Consider the following 15,558-nt stretch of genomic DNA (forward strand, 5'->3'; position numbering starts at 1 on the left):
TGACGCCACTGACTCTGGAGGTGGAATGTCCCGTTTACGCCGAATGGCGGCCCCGCTCGTGCTGGCCGTCGGGGGCGGCCTGTTCGCCGCGGCACCGGCCGCCGAGGCCGCGCCGGTCGCTTGCGACACGACGAGCACGCCGTACACCTACGTGGTGACCTACCAGCCGGGCACGCGCGCATCGGCCGTCGACAAGGAGCTGGCGGCCAAGTGCGGCACGAAGGTGGCGTACTACGGCGAGATCGGCGTCGCGATCGCCAGCTCGCGCAACGCGGACTTCCAGCAGAAGATCGGCGTCTACCGGGCTTACTCGGGCGGGAAGGACGTGGCTTCTTCCGCTCTTGCCGCCCGTTCGCTGGGCGCGGTGCGGACGCTGGAGGACACACGCTCGACGGCCGCCGCGGGTGACCTGTCGGCGCAGCAGTGGGACATGAAGGCGATTCACGCGCCGGAGGCGAACAAGAAGTACCAGGGCAGCCGGTCGGTGACGGTCGGCGTCCTGGACTCGGGCATCGACGCTACGCACCCGGCGTTGAAGGCGGCCGTTTCGCCTTCGGAATCGGCGGGCTGCATCACGGGCGCCGCGGACACTTCACCGGCGTCGTGGGCCCCGACGACGTCCGACCACGGAACGCACGTGGCGGGCACGATCGCGGGCAAGGACCCGGCGGCGGGCTTCACGGGCATCGCGCCGGGGGTCAAGCTGGCGTCGGTGAAGGTCGTCAACGACGACGGTTACATCTTCCCGGAGTCGGCGGTCTGCGGCTTCGTGTGGGCGGCCAAGCACGGCTTCCCGGTGACGAACAACAGCTACTACATCGACCCGGGCATGTTCTTCTGCTCTCGCGAGCCCGGAGACGCCGCGGCTTACGAGGCGGTCCGGCGCGCGATCCAGTACTCGACGCACCACGGGGTCCTGAACGTGTCGGCGGCGGGCAACTCGGGCTTCGACACGACTGCGCAGACGACGGACCCGAACCGCCCCCACCCGGTGGACTCGTCGTGCGGCATCCTCCCGAAGGCGATCGACGGCGTCGTGACGGTGTCGTCGGTGGGGTACGCGGGCACGAAGTCGTCGTTCAGCAACTACGGCGAGATCGACGTGACGGCTCCGGGTGGGGACTTCTCGCAGTTGCCCCCATCGGGTGAAGGCCCGTCGTGCCCGCTGTCGACGACGGTGTTCGGCGGGCTGTACGGCTCGAAGTGCGGGACGTCGATGGCCTCGCCGCACGCGGCTGGGGTCGCGGCTTTGATCGCGTCCCGCTTCCGGGGGCTTCCGCCGCAGCTGCTGGCCCGGGTGTTGACGGGTGAAGCGGACCCGGTGACGTGCGCGTCGGCGGAGACGGAGTGCACGGGGCCGGCGAAGAACAACTCGTACTACGGCCACGGCCTGGTCAACGCCCTGGACGCGGTCCGCTGACCCCAGCAAAGGAGCTGCGTGGTCATCCCGTCGCCTGAGGCCGTCAAAGTGATAGGCCTCGTTCAGGCGACGGGATGACCACCCAGCGGCCCACCTCGAAAAGGTGAGAGGTCAGCGGGACGGGCGGTCATCCCGGAGCCTGCCCGTCCGGCGAGGACAGTTTTGTTCTACCGCGCGAAAGCGGGGGAGGTCTGGTGATCTCGTGGTCGGCTTGCGTTGCCGGCTGGCGGTTGCCTGCCCTGGCAGGACGACGAAGGGCCCCCGCTCAGTCGAGCGGGGGCCCTTCGTCGTGAAGGATGTCAGACGCGCTTGAAGAGCAGAGCGCGCTTCACTTCCTGGATCGCCTTCGTCACCTGGATACCCCGGGGACACGCGTCCGTGCAGTTGAACGTCGTCCGGCAGCGCCACACACCCTCGCCGTCGTTCAGGATGTCCAGGCGCTCCTCCGCCCCCTCGTCACGGGAGTCGAAGATGAACCGGTGCGCGTTCACGATCGCCGCGGGCCCGAAGTACGACCCGTCGTTCCAGTACACCGGGCACGACGAAGTGCAGCAAGCGCACAGGATGCACTTCGTGGTGTCGTCGAACCGGTCCCGGTCCGCCTGGGACTGGAGACGCTCGCGCGTCGGCTCGGGGCTGTAGTTGATCAGGTACGGCTTGATCGCCCGGTACGCCTCGAAGAACGGGTCCATGTCGACGTAGAGGTCCTTCAACGTCGTCAGGCCCTTGATCGGGGCGATCGTGATCGTGGTCTTCTTGCCGTCCTTCTCGAGCAGATCCTTCATCAGGACCTTGCAGGCCAGCCGGTTGATGCCGTTGATCTGCATCGCGTCGGAGCCGCACACGCCGTGGGCGCACGACCGGCGGAACGAGAACGTCCCGTCGATGTAGTCCTTGACGTAGAACAGCAGGTTCAGCAGCCGGTCGGTGCGCTGGGCCGGGACGTCGTAGGACTCCCAGTGCGGCTCCGAGTCCACCTCGGGGTTGAACCGCAGGATCTTCAGCGTGACGGTGATCGGGGTGTGCTCGTCGGCAGCAGAAGACGAAGGAGCTTCGGCAACACTAGTCATCAGTACTTCCGCTCCATCGGTTCGTAGCGGGTGAAGGTAACCGGCTTGTAGTCGAGCCGGATGTCGGACGCCAGCCCGGTGCCCTGCTTGTACGCCATGGTGTGCCGCATGAAGTTCGTGTCGTCGCGGTTCGGGTAGTCCTCGCGGGCGTGGCCGCCGCGGGACTCCTTGCGCGCGAGCGCGCCCACGATCAGCACCTCGGCCAGCTCCAGCAGGAAGCCCAGCTCGACGGCCTCGAGCAGGTCGGTGTTGTACCGCTTGCCCTTGTCCGCCACGGTGATCCGCTGGTAACGCGCCTTCAGCGCCTGGATGTCGGTCAGCGCCTGCTTCAGCGTGTCCTCGGTCCGGTACACCGACGCGTGCGAGTCCATCGTCTGCTGCATTTCCTTGCGGATGTCGGCGACGCGCTCGTCGCCGTGCTCCGACAGCAGGCCCGACAGCTGCTCTTCCACCAGCGCGGTGGGGTTCGAAGGCAGCTCGACGTGCTCGTGCGCCAGCGCGTACTCCGCGGCCGCGATGCCGGCGCGGCGGCCGAACACGTTGATGTCCAGCAGCGAGTTCGTGCCCAGGCGGTTCGAGCCGTGCACGGACACGCACGCGACCTCGCCCGCGGCGTACAGGCCCGGGATGACGTTCTCGTTGTCCCGCAACGCTTCGCCGTGGATGTTGGTCGGGATGCCGCCCATCACGTAGTGGCAGGTCGGGAACACCGGCACCGGCTCCTTCACCGGGTCGACGCCCAGGTAGGTGCGGGAGAACTCGGTGATGTCCGGCAGCTTGGTCTCGAGGACCTCGACCGGCAGGTGCGTGACGTCGAGGACGACGTAGTCCTTGTTCGGCCCGCAGCCGCGGCCCTGCAGCACCTCCTGCACCATCGACCGCGCCACGATGTCGCGCGGCGCGAGGTCCTTGATGGTGGGGGCGTAGCGCTCCATGAACCGCTCGCCGTCGGCGTTGCGCAGGATCCCGCCCTCGCCGCGGACGGCTTCGGAGATCAGGATCCCCAGGCCCGCGAGGCCGGTCGGGTGGAACTGGAAGAACTCCATGTCCTCCAGCGGGAGGCCCTTGCGGAAGATGATGCCGAGGCCGTCCCCGGTGAGGGTGTGGGCGTTCGACGTCGTCTTGAAGATCTTGCCCGCGCCGCCGGTGGCGAACACGATCGACTTCGCCTGGAAGACGTGCAGCTCGCCGGTGGCCAGCTCGTAGGCGACGACGCCGGAGGCGACCGGGTTGCCGTTGTCGTCCTCCGACAGCACCAGGTCGAGCACGTAGAACTCGTTGAAGAACTCCGTGCCGTACTTGACGCAGTTTTGGTACAGCGTCTGCAGGATCATGTGGCCGGTGCGGTCCGCGGCGTAGCAGGCGCGGCGCACCGCGGCCTTGCCGTGGTCACGCGTGTGCCCGCCGAAGCGGCGCTGGTCGATCTTGCCCTCGGGCGTCCGGTTGAACGGCAGGCCCATCTTCTCCAGGTCGAGCACCGCGTCGATGGCCTCCTTGGCCATGATCTCCGCGGCGTCCTGGTCGACGAGGTAGTCGCCGCCCTTGACCGTGTCGAAGGTGTGCCACTCCCAGTTGTCCTCTTCGACGTTCGCCAGCGCGGCGCACATGCCGCCCTGGGCCGCGCCGGTGTGGGACCGGGTCGGGTAGAGCTTGGTGAGGACCGCGGTGCGGGCGCGCTGGCCGGACTCGATGGCCGCGCGCATCCCGGCGCCGCCGGCGCCGACGATCACCACGTCGTACTTGTGGAACTGCATGGTGGGAGGTCTCCGGGCTTCAGTTCGCGGGCATGTTCGGGTCGAAGGTGAAGATCACCATCGTGCCGACGGCCAGGATCAGCGCCATCGAGACGTAGAGCAGGATCTTCAGCCAGAACCGCGTGCTGTCCTTGCGCGCGTAGTCGTCGATGATGGTGCGCAGGCCGTTGCCGCCGTGGATCTCGGCGAGCCACAGCATGGCCAGGTCCCAGAACTGCCAGAACGGCGAGGCCCAGCGGCCGGCGACGAAGCCCCAGTTGATCCGGTGCACGCCGCCGTCGAGGATGTTCATGATCAGCAGGTGGCCGAGCACCAGGATGATCAGCGCGAGGCCGGAGATCCGCATGAACAGCCAGCTGTAGAGCTCGAAGTTGCTCCGGCGGGCGGCGGGACGCTTCGGCGCGCGGGGGTTCGCGAGGGCGAGGTCGGCCATGTCAGTTACCCCCGAAGAGCGTTTCGACGGTGCGCTTCAGCATGAAGAAGGCACCGGGGACCATCACGACGACCCAGACCACGCCGATCACCCAGAGCATGGCCTTCTGCAGCTTCGGGCCCTTCGACCAGAAGTCGACCAGCATGACGCGGATGCCGTTCAGCGCGTGGAAGAGGACCGCGCCGACCAGGCCCACCTCGAGGAGGTTGACGATCGGGGTCTTGTAGGTCTCGATGACCTGGTCGTAGGTGTTCGGCGACACGCGCACCAGCGCGGTGTCGAGCACGTGCACGAACAGGAAGAAGAATGTGAGCACGCCGGTGATGCGGTGCAGCACCCAGGACCACATGCCGGGGTCGCCCCGGTAGAAGGTCCCCTGCCGGCGTGAGGCACCCGCCCGATCGCTCGCCCCTGCCTCAGTGGCAGTGCTCGCCGTGGTGGACATCGGTGAACGGCCTCCAACGTCTGACTTGTGCCCGGTGGCCGGTGAGGTCCGCACTGATCGTCGTCGTCCACCTGGGGACGACTACGGCGGCAATGCCGAGATCAAGGGTCATCGAGCGTGGATGAAAGGGATGCTAGACCCGCTCCCGACGGACGGCTCACCTCCGGGTTCCTCTCTGTGATGGACCAGACACCGGGGCACATACCGATTGTGGGCGCGGTCACAGAAAAGGGGGGTCCACTGTGGACGCGGCGCGACCGGCCGGACCTCGCGCTCTCCGGCAGGTTGCGGGGCGGCACGGCCGGATCGCCGTGGCGACGGTGGCCCGGACGTCGTGAACGACCTTTTCACCTCATCTGACGAGGTGAGAGGGGTCGTTCACCAGGTCGCGGCACCGGCAACACGTTCTCCGAACGCGCGTACTCGCCGCGCCAGGCCCGGTCTTGGTGCAGTGAATGACTCATTCCTGGCGTCCGGCGCAGGCAATGAGTCATTCACTGCACCGGAGGCAACCGGCCCCGTAAGTCCCCGGACATCCCCCGCCGCTCCCAGGGGGGCGTCCCCGGATCCAGTTTATCGGCGGCAACCGACGGAACCGGCTCCAGCGGCTTCGGAGGGAAGAGTTGTCCACAATCGGTGAGCGCGGTGGACAACTCGAGCCGGAGTGGCCATTCGGGGGCGGTCGCGGGCACAGTGCGTGACATTCGACGGCATTTCGGCCGTCCCGCCCCCGCGAACCCGCCCGAGAACCCGCCGAAAGTGGCCAGCTGTAAGCCCGTCGATCACCCTGAGTGTACAAGCCGTCGCGCGTGCGACTCGTGAGTAAACGTTTGTGTTACGTAGCGTGCCGTTCCTATGGCGCTTTCCTGTCCGTTGGGTACGGTCTGGCGGTCGACCCGGCAGTGGGCCGGGTCGTGCCCTTGACCATCCGCTGGATCAGCGGGGAGGGAGACACACGTTGCGTCGCATGCGTGGAACCGCGCTGGCCGCCGTGGCCATGGCCGGGGTGCTCACCCTGGCCGGGTGCGCCAAGGACTCGAGCGGTGGCAGCAGCAACAACAGCGCCGCGCCTTCGTCGGGTGGTTCGGACTGCGTGACCGCGCAGAAGCCGCCCGCCGCGCCCGCCGCGTCGAGCAGCACGGCCGCCGCCGGGGGCAAGGTGGACGGCAGCCAGCTCAAGATCGGCCTGGCCTTCGACGTCGGCGGCCGGGGTGACGCGTCGTTCAACGACGCCGCCGCCGCGGGCACCGACAAGGCGAAGTCCGACCTGGGCGTGACGACGGTCAACGAGAGCACCGCGTCCGCCAGCGAGGCCGAGTCGGCCAAGCAGCAGCGCCTCGACCAGATGGCCTCGCAGGGCTTGAACCCGATCGTCGCGGTCGGCTTCGCCTACGCGGACTCGGTCAAGGCCGTCGCCGCCAAGTACCCGAACACCAAGTTCGCGATCGTCGACGACGACTCGATCACGCTCCCGAACGTCACGCCGCTGGTCTTCGCCGAGGAGCAGGGCTCGTTCCTGGCCGGCGTCGCCGCCGCGTACAAGAGCAAGAGCTGCCACATCGGCTTCGTCGGCGGTGTCAACACCCCGCTGATCCAGAAGTTCGAGGCCGGCTTCCTGCAGGGCGCGAAGACGGTTTCGTCCAAGATCAAGATCGAGGACGAGTACCTCACGCCGGCCGGTGACTTCTCCGGGTTCCAGGACCCGCCGAAGGGCAACGCCAAGGCCGCGGCCGAGATCGCCAAGGGCGCGGACGTCATCTACCACGCCGCCGGCGCCTCCGGCAAGGGTGTCTTCGACGCCGCCAAGTCGGGCAACGCGCTGGCCATCGGCGTCGACTCCGACCAGTACAACCAGAAGACCGTCGCGGCCGACAAGGACGTCATCATCACGTCCATGCTCAAGCGGGTCGACGTCGCGGTGTTCGACTACATCCAGGCCGTCGCCAAGGGTGACCTGACGACCCTGCCGAAGCGGTTCGACCTCAAGGTCGACGGCGTCGGCTACGCCACCTCCGGCGGCAAGGTCGACGACATCAAGGACGTCCTGGACGGCTACAAGGCCCAGATCATCTCGGGCGCGATCACCGTTTCGGACAAGCCGCAGAAGTAACTGACAACGCGGGCAGGGCTCGGAGGGACTTCTCCCTCCGAGCCCTCACGTGTTTTGACAGATATGGAATTCTCCCGCCCATGAGCACTGCCGAGGCCCCGGCCGAGGCCGTCCCCGACCGGGGCGTCCCCGCCGTCCAGCTGACCGGGATCACCAAACGGTTCCCCGGCGTGGTGGCCAACTCCGACGTCAACCTCTCCGTCGCCGCGGGCGAGGTGCACGCCATCTGTGGCGAAAACGGCGCCGGCAAGTCCACCCTGATGAAGATCCTCTACGGCATGCAGCCGCCGGACGAGGGCACGATCGCGATCAACGGCGACGAGGTGAAGCTGCGCAACCCGCAGGACGCCATCCGCGTCGGGATCGGCATGGTGCACCAGCACTTCATGCTGGCCGACAACCTCACGGTCGGCGAGAACGTGTTCCTCGGCGCCGAGGGCCTGCACGGCATCGGCCGCGCCGCCCGCGCGCGGCTGGCCGAGCTCGCCGAGCGGACCGGGCTGCACGCCAAGCCCGACACCCTGCTCGAAGAGCTGGGCGTCGCCGACCGCCAGCGCGTCGAGATCGTCAAGGTGCTCTACCGCGGGGCGAAGATCATCATCCTGGACGAGCCGACCGCGGTCCTCGTGCCGCAGGAGGTCGACGCGCTGTTCGCGACCGTCCGGGAGATGAAGGCCGACGGCTACACCTTCCTCTTCATCTCCCACAAGCTCGACGAGGTGCGCGCGATCGCCGACACCGTGACGGTGATCCGGCGCGGCACGACCGTGGGCACGGCCGACCCGAAGACCATCACCTCGCGCCAGCTCGCGGAGATGATGGTCGGCTCCGAGCTGCCCAGCCCGGAGACCCGCGAGTCCACCGTCACCGACCGCGCCGTGCTGCGGCTGACCGGGCTGACGCTGGGCGCCGAGGGCTCGGACCGCAACGCGCTCGACGACGTCACCTTCACCGTGCGCGCGGGCGAGGTGCTCGGCGTCGCGGGTGTCGAGGGCAACGGCCAGACCGAGCTCGTCGAGACCATCATGGGCATGCGCAAGCCGTCGGGCGGCACGATCGAGCTGGTCGACGCCGAGGGCAAGGCTCGCGACCTCACCAAGGCCGGCACGCTGGCGCGGCGCGAGGCCGGCATCGGCTACATCGCCGAAGACCGCACGCGGCACAGCCTGCTGCTCACGCAACCGTTGTGGGTCAACCGGATCCTCGGTTACCAGACCCGCGAACCGGTCTCCAAAGGACAGTTGCTCGACATCGCGGGCACGCGCGCGGACACCGAGCGGATCGTGCGCGAGTACGACGTCCGCACGCCGGGGATCGACGTCCCCGCCGCGGCGCTCTCGGGCGGCAACCAGCAGAAGCTGATCGTCGGACGCGAGCTGTCCGGCAACCCGGTGCTGCTCATCGCGTCGCACCCGACCCGCGGTGTCGACGTCGGCGCGCAGGCGCTGATCTGGGAGAACATTCGCCAGGCTCGCGCGGCCGGCCTCGCCGTGCTGCTGATCTCGGCCGACCTCGACGAGCTCATCGGCCTGTCCGACACGATCCGCGTCATGCTGCGCGGGCGGCTCGTCAGCGAGGCCGACCCCGCCACCGTGACCCCGCAGGAACTGGGCTCGGCGATGACCGGCGCCGGAGAGGGTGAAGAAGAGTGACCTCCTGGCGCACGAAACTGCTGCCACCGCTGCTGGCGATCGTGTTCGCCGTGCTGCTGTCGGCGATCGCGCTGATCATTTCGGGGGCCGACCCGCTGCAGGCGTACGGCACCATGATCGGCCAGATGTTCAAGGGGTCGACCGCGGTCGACACCGTGAACCTCGCGACCGTGTACTACCTGTCCGGGCTCGCGGTCGCCATCGGCTTCCAGATGAACCTGTTCAACATCGGTGTCGAAGGCCAGTACCGGTTCGCGGCGGTCGTCGCGGCCATCGCCGGCGGCGCGCTCCAGCTGCCGCCGGTGATCCACACGCTGGTCATCCTCATCGTCGCGGTCGTCGCCGGTGCGGCGTACGCGGCCGTCCCGGCGATCCTCAAGGTCACCCGCGGGGTGAGCGAGGTGATCGCGACGATCATGCTGAACGCGATCGTCGGCGGGATCATCGCCTTCCTCATCAACGCCGACCAGTTCGGCGTGCAGCGGGGCAACAACATCGGGACCCGCGAGATCGCGTCGTCCGGCCGGATCCCGGGCATCCCGCTCGGCTCGGGCACGCTCTTCGGGTTCGTCGTCATCGCGGCGATCATCGGCGCCGCCTACTGGTTCATGCTCAACCGCACGCGGTTCGGCTTCGAGCTCAAGGCGTCCGGCGAGTCGACCACCGCGGCTGCCGCGGGTGGTGTCAACGCCAAGAAGATGACGCTGATCGCGATGCTGCTCTCGGGCGGCGTCGCGGGCCTGGTCGCGATGCCGGAGCTGCTCGGCCGCGACTACACCTACGGCATCACCTCGACCCAGATGTACGGCTTCACCGGCATCGCCGTCGCGCTGCTGGGCCGCAACCACCCCGGCGGCATCGCGCTCGGCGCGCTGCTGTGGGCGTTCCTGGACACCTCGGCGGTGTCGCTGGAGCAGATCAACGTGTCCAAGGAGATCGCGACGATCATGCAGGGCATCATCGTGCTGTCGGTCGTCGTGGCGTACGAGGTCGTGCGCCGGGCCGACCTCGCCGCCGAACAACGCAGAGTCGGCCGCGCACTCGCCGGCAACGGCCGCAAGGGCGCTTCGGTCGCCGAAGGGGGTGCGGTCTGATGGTCGTCACCGACGTCTCCCGGCCCGACGCGGGCAGCCCCGGCGCCATGCCGGTGCACCGCAAGCGGTCCCGGATCCCCGGCTGGCTCCGCGGGGTCATCTGGGCCGTCATCGCCATCGCCGTCGTCTCGACGGCGTCGTACTCCACCGGCGTCGCCGCGCTGACGTCGTCGAACACGTCGTCGACGGCGTTGCGCCTGGCCCTGCCGATCCTGCTGTGCGCGCTCGGCGGCCTCTGGGCCGAACGCGCGGGCGTGGTCAACATCGGTCTCGAGGGCATGATGATCCTCGGGACCTGGGGCGCCGCCTGGGGTTCGTACTACGGCGGCGCGTGGGCCGGCCTGGTGGCCGCGCTCGTGTTCGGCGCGCTGGGCGGGCTGCTGCACGCGGTGGCGACGGTGACGTTCAACGTCAACCACATCGTCTCCGGCGTCGCGATCAACCTGCTCGGCCTCGGCGTCACGAAGTACCTGGCGAACCTCATCTTCGAGCCGCTGTCGGGCAACCCGCGGCAGTCGCCGGTGGTGCCGAAGTTCGACACCTACTCGGCGAGCGGCCTCTCGGACTGGCTCGGCGACCTGGAGAAGGAGCAGCGCGTCGGGATCTCCGACGTCGCCGGCATCCTGCGCGGCCTGGTCACCGAGGTGGCGCCGCTGACGATGATCGCGATCATCCTGGTGCCGGTGAGCTTCTGGGTGCTCTGGAAGACCCGCTTCGGCCTGCGGCTGCGCTCGTGCGGCGAGAACCCGGTGGCCGCGGAGTCCCTGGGCGTGAACGTCTACCGGCACAAGTACATCGCGATGCTGATCTCGGGCGCGCTGGCCGGCATGGGCGGCGCGTCGCTGGTGCTGCTGCGCGGCGGCGCGGACTACCTGGAGAACCAGACGAACGGCCGCGGGTACATCGGCCTCGCGGCGATGATCTTCGGCAACTGGCGGCCGGGTGGCCTGCTCGGCGGCGCGGCGCTGTTCGGCTACGCGGACGGCCTGCAGCTCGCCGGTGGCGGCGAAGCGGTGCTCGCGCTGCTGTACGGCGCGGTGATCCTGGTCGCCGTGATCGTCGTCGTCCAGCTGTTCCGCAAGCAGTGGATCGCGGCCGGGCTCGGCGTCGTCGGCGCCGGGATCCTGTACTTGATCTACTGGTCGAACGACACGCTGCCGTCCGACCTGATCCCGTACACCGCGCACTTCGTGACGCTGATCGTGCTCGCGGTGGCTTCGCAGCGGCTGCGGCCGCCGAAGGCCGACGGGCAGCCGTACCGGCGAGGTGAGGACTGATGACGTCCGCTGTGGATTGGGACGCGCTGCGTTCTCAGGCCATCGAAGCGGCTTCCCATGCGTACGCGCCTTATTCGGGCCTGCACGTCGGGGTCGCCGGGATCGTCGACGACGGCCGCGTGGTCACCGGGTGCAACGTCGAGAACGCCTCCTACGGGCTCGGGCTGTGCGCCGAGTGCACGATGGCCGGCCAGCTGCGGCTGTCCGGCGGCGGCCGGCTGGTCGCGGTGGCGTGCCGCAGTGGCGCCGGTGACCTGCTGATGCCGTGCGGGCGCTGCCGGCAGATCCTGTTCGAGCTGGGCGGGTCTGCCTGCTTGGTTGACACGCCGAGCGGCATCCTGCCGATGTCGGACGTCCTGCCGGACGCCTTCGGCCCGGACGACCTGCCGTGACGGGCTTCGCGGCGGTCGACGTCATCCGGACCAAGCGGGACGGCGGCCGGCTTTCGGACGAGCAGATCGACTGGGTCGTCGACGCGTACACGCGCGGGGACGTCGCCGAAGAGCAGATGTCGGCGCTCGCGATGGCGATCTTCCTGCGGGGCATGGATTCCGCCGAGATCTCGCGCTGGACCGGCGCGATGATCGACTCCGGCGAGCGGCTGTCGCTTTCCGTGTCCCGTCCGACGGTCGACAAGCACTCGACGGGTGGGGTCGGCGACAAGATCACGCTGCCGCTGGCGCCGCTCGTGGCCGCGTGCGGCGCGGCGGTGCCGCAGCTGTCCGGGCGCGGGCTCGGGCACACCGGCGGGACGCTCGACAAGCTCGAGTCGATCCCGGGGTGGCGGGCTTCCCTGACGACGTCGGAGATTCAGGCCCAGCTGGAGGACGTCGGCGCGGTGGTCTGCGCGGCGACGTCCGGGCTCGCGCCGGCGGACAAGAAGCTGTACGCGCTGCGGGACGTGACGTCCACTGTGGAGTCGATCCCGCTGATCGCCAGCTCGATCATGAGCAAGAAGATCGCGGAGGGCGCGTCGGGGCTGGTCCTGGACGTCAAGTTCGGATCCGGCGCGTTCATGAAGACGCTGGAGCAGGCGCGTTCGCTGGCCTCGACGTTGACTTCGATCGGGGTCGCGCACGGGGTGCCGACGACGGCGCTGCTGACCGACATGAACGTCCCGCTGGGGCGCGCGGTCGGGAACGCGGTGGAGGTCGCGGAGTCGGTTGCTGTTTTGCAGGGTGGGGGGCCTTCGGACGTCGTCGAGCTGACTCTCGCGTTGGCGCGGGAGATGCTGGCCCTCGCCGGTCTCGACGTGGATCCGGCGGCGGTGCTGGCTTCCGGCGAGGCGTACGAGACGTGGTGCCGGATGATCTCCGCCCAGGGCGGCGACCCTTCGGCGCCGCTGCCGACGCCGTCACACGTCCACACGGTGGTCGCCCCCGCCTCGGGCATGCTGGCTTCGCTGGACGCCTACGCGGTGGGCGTCGCGGCGTGGCGGCTGGGCGCGGGCCGGGCTCGCAAGGAGGACCCGGTCCAGGCCGCGGCGGGCATCCTGTGCCTGGCGAAGCCCGGTTCCCAGGTCACCGAGGGTGAGCCACTGCTGGAGCTGCACACGGACACGCCGGAAGCGGTCCCGGCGGCTCTCGCCGCTCTCGAAGGCGCTTACTCGGTCGCGTCGGCGGCGTCCGCACCGAACCCGATAGTCCGGGAGACGATCCGCGGCACGGTGTGATGATCATCGCGAAGACGACCACCCGCCCGAGTGACCCACTCGCCACTTTCCCTACGAAAGCTCGGCGTTCGGGCCCTCGAAGCGTCACTTTCCCCGAGAAAGTGATCCGGAGCGGTTACTCCGGACAGGAAAAGAGGCCCCTACCGGGTGTACCGGTGGGGGCCTCTTCGTGGGGCTGGGTTACTCAGTGGCTTCTTCGGCGCCTTCGCCCGACTTGGCCTTGGCGTCGGCCGGCTTCGGCGCGCGGCCGTTGCGGGAGCTGCGACGCGGCTGGCGCGGGGCCGGGGGCGGCGGGGAGATCTGCTGCACCGCCGGGCCGCCGCCGAGCATCAGCTCCGCGAACGTCGCCATCGCCTCGTCGAGCTGGCCGCCGATGCGGCGGACACTCTCGTCGTTGCTCTTGCGGACCAGCGTGTCGACCGAGTCGGTGTCCGGCTGCTTGGACAGCGTGCCCTCGACCTTGGACAGCCCGGCCTTGAGCGCGCCGTCGAGGTCGCCGATGCCGGAGAGGAAGCCGTCCTCCACCTTGTCGAGGCGGCCAGCCAGCTCGTCGAGGCGGACGGTGACCTTCTCGAGCCGGTTGCCCAGGCCCTCCAGGCGGTCCGACGCGTCGATCATCTCGCCGGTCTCGGTCAGCGCCGTCTTGAGCGCCTCGGTGTTCGCGCCGATCCGCTCGCCGGTGACGCGGTCCAGCTCGCCGATGCGCTCCTGCGTCGTGCGGCTCAGCTCGTCGAGCTTGCCCCGCAGCTCGTGGTCGGCGTGGTCGACGCGGTCGCGCAGCGACGCCTCGGCCTGCTCGATCCGCTCGCGGACCGGGCCGTGCACCGACTGCGGGATCGAGTCGAGCTTCGCGTCCTGCTTGTCGAGGTGGCTGCCGACCTCGTCGATCCGGCGGTGGATGTTCTGGAGCTTGTCCTCGAGTCCGTCCATCCGGCCCGCGACGCCCTCGAAGCGGGCGGCCATGCCGTCGAGCCGGCCGTCGAGCTGCGCGAACGGCTTGGCCAGCTTGTCGACGATGCTCTCGACGGCGCGGGTCAGCGCGGCGATCGCGTTGTCCTGGGCCTCGAGCCGCGACATCGTCTCGTCGAGGCGCTCGGCCAGGACGCTGACCTCGGTGCGGTCGGGCATCTCGGACAGCCGCTTGCGGACCGCGCCCAGCGAGTCCACCGGCGCGAGACGGGCGTAGATGTCGTCGAGCGCGTCGAAGATCTGCTGCTGCTCGCTCTCACGCACTTCGGCCGCGCGCACCAGCATGTTGCGCATCCGGTCGAAGGACGGGGCGGCAATGTGGTTGTCAGTGGTCACTGCTGTGTGTCCTTCGTCGGCGGGGAAATGGAGGGACGTGCCACGAAGCTTAACGATTGCGAAATTGCTGTGCGTATGGCCCCCGTGAAGCGCGTATTACGGAGGCTGCCCCCGGATGGCCGATTCGTCGCATGATCGTCAACGCTGAGCGTTGACCGGAGCCTGAGAGTTACGGCCATGTAGGGGAATGACAACGAGGTTACCGTTGGGGGATGCCTGACGAAAGCCCTGTTCTGACCAGCGAGACACTCCGCCGCGCGCCGAAGGTCCTCCTGCACGACCACCTCGACGGCGGCCTGCGCCCGGCCACCGTCGCCGAGCTCGCCGAAGCCACCGGCTATGCCGGGCTGCCCACCACCGACCCGGCCGAGCTGGGCAGCTGGTTCCGCCGCGCGGCCGACTCCGGCTCACTCGTGTCCTACCTCGAGACCTTCGCGCACACCTGTGGCGTGATGCAAACGGAGGAATCGCTGGTCAGGGTCGCCGCGGAAGCGGTCGAGGACCTGGCCGCCGACGGCGTCGTCTACGCCGAGGTGCGCTACGCACCGGAGTTGTTCGTCGAACGCGGTCTGTCACTCGATGCGGTGGTCGAGGCCGTCCAGGCGGGGTTCACGGAGGGCACACGGCGCGTGGCCGCGAACGGCGGTTCGATCCGCGTCGGGACGTTGCTCTGCGCGATGCGCCAGCACGCCCGGGCCCTCGAGATCGCGACCCTGGCCGTCCGCTACCGCGACGCCGGCGTGGTCGGGTTCGACATCGCCGGACCCGAAGACGGATTCCCGCCGACCCGCAATCTCGACGCTTTCGAGTATTTGCGGCAGAACAATGCGCATTTCACGATTCACGCCGGCGAAGCGTTCGGTCTTCCGTCCATTTGGGAGGCGATTCAGCACTGCGGGGCCGAGCGGCTGGGGCACGGCGTGCGGATCATCGAGGACATCAAGACCGGCGCGGACGGCACGGTCCACCTTGGACGGTTGGCCGCGTACGTCCGCGACCGCCGGATCCCGCTGGAGATCTGCCCGACGTCGAACGTCCAAACAGGCACGGTGCGCTCCATCGCCGAGCACCCGCTCGCGCTGCTCGAGCGGCTGCGCTTCCGGGTGACCGTGAACACGGACAACCGGCTGATGAGCGGATGCACGATGACCAGCGAATTCGCCGCGCTGCACGAGGCGTTCGGGTACGACCTCGACGACTTCCGGTGGTTCACGATCAACGCGATGAAATCCGCGTTCATCGATTTCGACGCCCGGCTCGCGCTGATCGACGACGTCATCAAGCCCGGGTACGCCGCGCTGCGCTGACCGTCCCGCTGGGTGCTTG

Annotated in this window: 13 protein-coding genes; 8 read left to right on the forward strand and 5 right to left on the reverse strand. The window is 68.9% G+C overall.

Annotation, left to right across the window (positions count from 1 at the left end; translation table 11 throughout):
* Positions 1-25: 25 nt before the first annotated feature.
* The gene (locus tag ACZ4TR_RS45070; protein WP_465294750.1) at positions 26-1,420 is read left to right on the forward strand and encodes a S8 family peptidase; all 1,395 of its coding nucleotides are present in this window, start codon (positions 26-28) and stop codon (positions 1,418-1,420) included.
* Between the two features lie 299 nt (positions 1,421-1,719).
* Here ACZ4TR_RS45070 and ACZ4TR_RS45075 read toward each other — a convergent pair whose 3' ends face one another.
* From ACZ4TR_RS45075 to sdhC, 4 genes are read right to left on the reverse strand one after another with little or no spacing between them, the layout of a single operon-like run.
* Positions 1,720-2,490 (reverse strand): succinate dehydrogenase iron-sulfur subunit, encoded by a 771-nt coding sequence (locus tag ACZ4TR_RS45075; RefSeq protein ID WP_465294752.1) that lies wholly within the window; start codon positions 2,488-2,490, stop codon positions 1,720-1,722.
* The gene (sdhA, locus tag ACZ4TR_RS45080) at positions 2,490-4,244 is read right to left on the reverse strand and encodes a succinate dehydrogenase flavoprotein subunit (protein WP_465294754.1); all 1,755 of its coding nucleotides are present in this window, start codon (positions 4,242-4,244) and stop codon (positions 2,490-2,492) included. The genes ACZ4TR_RS45075 and sdhA overlap by 1 nt, the downstream gene beginning before the upstream one ends.
* Positions 4,245-4,263: 19 nt before the next feature.
* Positions 4,264-4,677, reverse strand: coding sequence for a succinate dehydrogenase hydrophobic membrane anchor subunit (locus ACZ4TR_RS45085; protein WP_155549007.1), 414 nt, complete (start codon positions 4,675-4,677; stop codon positions 4,264-4,266).
* A gap of 1 nt (position 4,678) precedes the next feature.
* The gene (sdhC, locus tag ACZ4TR_RS45090) at positions 4,679-5,122 is read right to left on the reverse strand and encodes a succinate dehydrogenase, cytochrome b556 subunit (RefSeq protein WP_086861784.1); all 444 of its coding nucleotides are present in this window, start codon (positions 5,120-5,122) and stop codon (positions 4,679-4,681) included.
* A gap of 967 nt (positions 5,123-6,089) precedes the next feature.
* Here sdhC and ACZ4TR_RS45095 point away from each other — a divergent pair.
* From ACZ4TR_RS45095 to ACZ4TR_RS45120, 6 genes are all read left to right on the forward strand, one after another.
* Positions 6,090-7,232, forward strand: a complete 1,143-nt coding sequence (locus tag ACZ4TR_RS45095) for a BMP family lipoprotein (RefSeq protein WP_465294756.1) — start codon at positions 6,090-6,092, stop codon at positions 7,230-7,232.
* Between the two features lie 80 nt (positions 7,233-7,312).
* Positions 7,313-8,884, forward strand: a complete 1,572-nt coding sequence (locus ACZ4TR_RS45100; protein ID WP_465294758.1) for an ABC transporter ATP-binding protein — start codon at positions 7,313-7,315, stop codon at positions 8,882-8,884.
* On the forward strand, positions 8,881-9,978 hold the full coding sequence (locus ACZ4TR_RS45105) for an ABC transporter permease (protein ID WP_465294760.1): 1,098 nt from the start codon (positions 8,881-8,883) through the stop codon (positions 9,976-9,978). The genes ACZ4TR_RS45100 and ACZ4TR_RS45105 overlap by 4 nt, the downstream gene beginning before the upstream one ends.
* Entirely contained in the window at positions 9,978-11,255 is a 1,278-nt protein-coding gene (locus tag ACZ4TR_RS45110; RefSeq protein ID WP_364518020.1) for an ABC transporter permease, read from the forward strand. Before ACZ4TR_RS45105 ends, ACZ4TR_RS45110 begins: the two co-directional genes overlap by 1 nt.
* Entirely contained in the window at positions 11,255-11,647 is a 393-nt protein-coding gene (locus ACZ4TR_RS45115) for a cytidine deaminase (protein WP_465294762.1), read from the forward strand. The genes ACZ4TR_RS45110 and ACZ4TR_RS45115 overlap by 1 nt, the downstream gene beginning before the upstream one ends.
* A complete protein-coding gene (locus ACZ4TR_RS45120) occupies positions 11,644-12,927 on the forward strand; it encodes a thymidine phosphorylase (RefSeq protein ID WP_465294764.1) in 1,284 nt (427 codons plus the stop codon). Before ACZ4TR_RS45115 ends, ACZ4TR_RS45120 begins: the two co-directional genes overlap by 4 nt.
* A 180-nt stretch (positions 12,928-13,107) precedes the next feature.
* Here ACZ4TR_RS45120 and ACZ4TR_RS45125 read toward each other — a convergent pair whose 3' ends face one another.
* The gene (locus tag ACZ4TR_RS45125; protein ID WP_364518014.1) at positions 13,108-14,232 is read right to left on the reverse strand and encodes a PA containing protein; all 1,125 of its coding nucleotides are present in this window, start codon (positions 14,230-14,232) and stop codon (positions 13,108-13,110) included.
* A gap of 212 nt (positions 14,233-14,444) precedes the next feature.
* Between ACZ4TR_RS45125 and ACZ4TR_RS45130 the strand changes: the two genes are divergently transcribed.
* Complete coding sequence (locus ACZ4TR_RS45130; protein ID WP_465294766.1) at positions 14,445-15,539, forward strand: adenosine deaminase; 1,095 nt, start codon at positions 14,445-14,447, stop codon at positions 15,537-15,539.
* Positions 15,540-15,558 lie beyond the last annotated feature (19 nt).

The sequence above is a fragment of the Amycolatopsis sp. NPDC028719 genome (genome assembly GCF_055565395.1).

What these genes read in the sequence shown, in the direction of transcription:
- ACZ4TR_RS45070 (WP_465294750.1), top strand. Translation starts at nt 26, where the DNA reads ATGTCCCGTTTACGCCGAATGGCGGCCCCGCTCGTGCTGGCCGTCGGG.
- ACZ4TR_RS45075 (WP_465294752.1), bottom strand. Translation starts at nt 2,490, where the DNA reads ATGACTAGTGTTGCCGAAGCTCCTTCGTCTTCTGCTGCCGACGAGCAC.
- sdhA (WP_465294754.1), bottom strand. Translation starts at nt 4,244, where the DNA reads ATGCAGTTCCACAAGTACGACGTGGTGATCGTCGGCGCCGGCGGCGCC.
- ACZ4TR_RS45085 (WP_155549007.1), bottom strand. Translation starts at nt 4,677, where the DNA reads ATGGCCGACCTCGCCCTCGCGAACCCCCGCGCGCCGAAGCGTCCCGCC.
- sdhC (WP_086861784.1), bottom strand. Translation starts at nt 5,122, where the DNA reads ATGTCCACCACGGCGAGCACTGCCACTGAGGCAGGGGCGAGCGATCGG.
- ACZ4TR_RS45095 (WP_465294756.1), top strand. Translation starts at nt 6,090, where the DNA reads ATGCGTGGAACCGCGCTGGCCGCCGTGGCCATGGCCGGGGTGCTCACC.
- ACZ4TR_RS45100 (WP_465294758.1), top strand. Translation starts at nt 7,313, where the DNA reads ATGAGCACTGCCGAGGCCCCGGCCGAGGCCGTCCCCGACCGGGGCGTC.
- ACZ4TR_RS45110 (WP_364518020.1), top strand. Translation starts at nt 9,978, where the DNA reads ATGGTCGTCACCGACGTCTCCCGGCCCGACGCGGGCAGCCCCGGCGCC.
- ACZ4TR_RS45115 (WP_465294762.1), top strand. Translation starts at nt 11,255, where the DNA reads ATGACGTCCGCTGTGGATTGGGACGCGCTGCGTTCTCAGGCCATCGAA.
- ACZ4TR_RS45130 (WP_465294766.1), top strand. Translation starts at nt 14,445, where the DNA reads ATGCCTGACGAAAGCCCTGTTCTGACCAGCGAGACACTCCGCCGCGCG.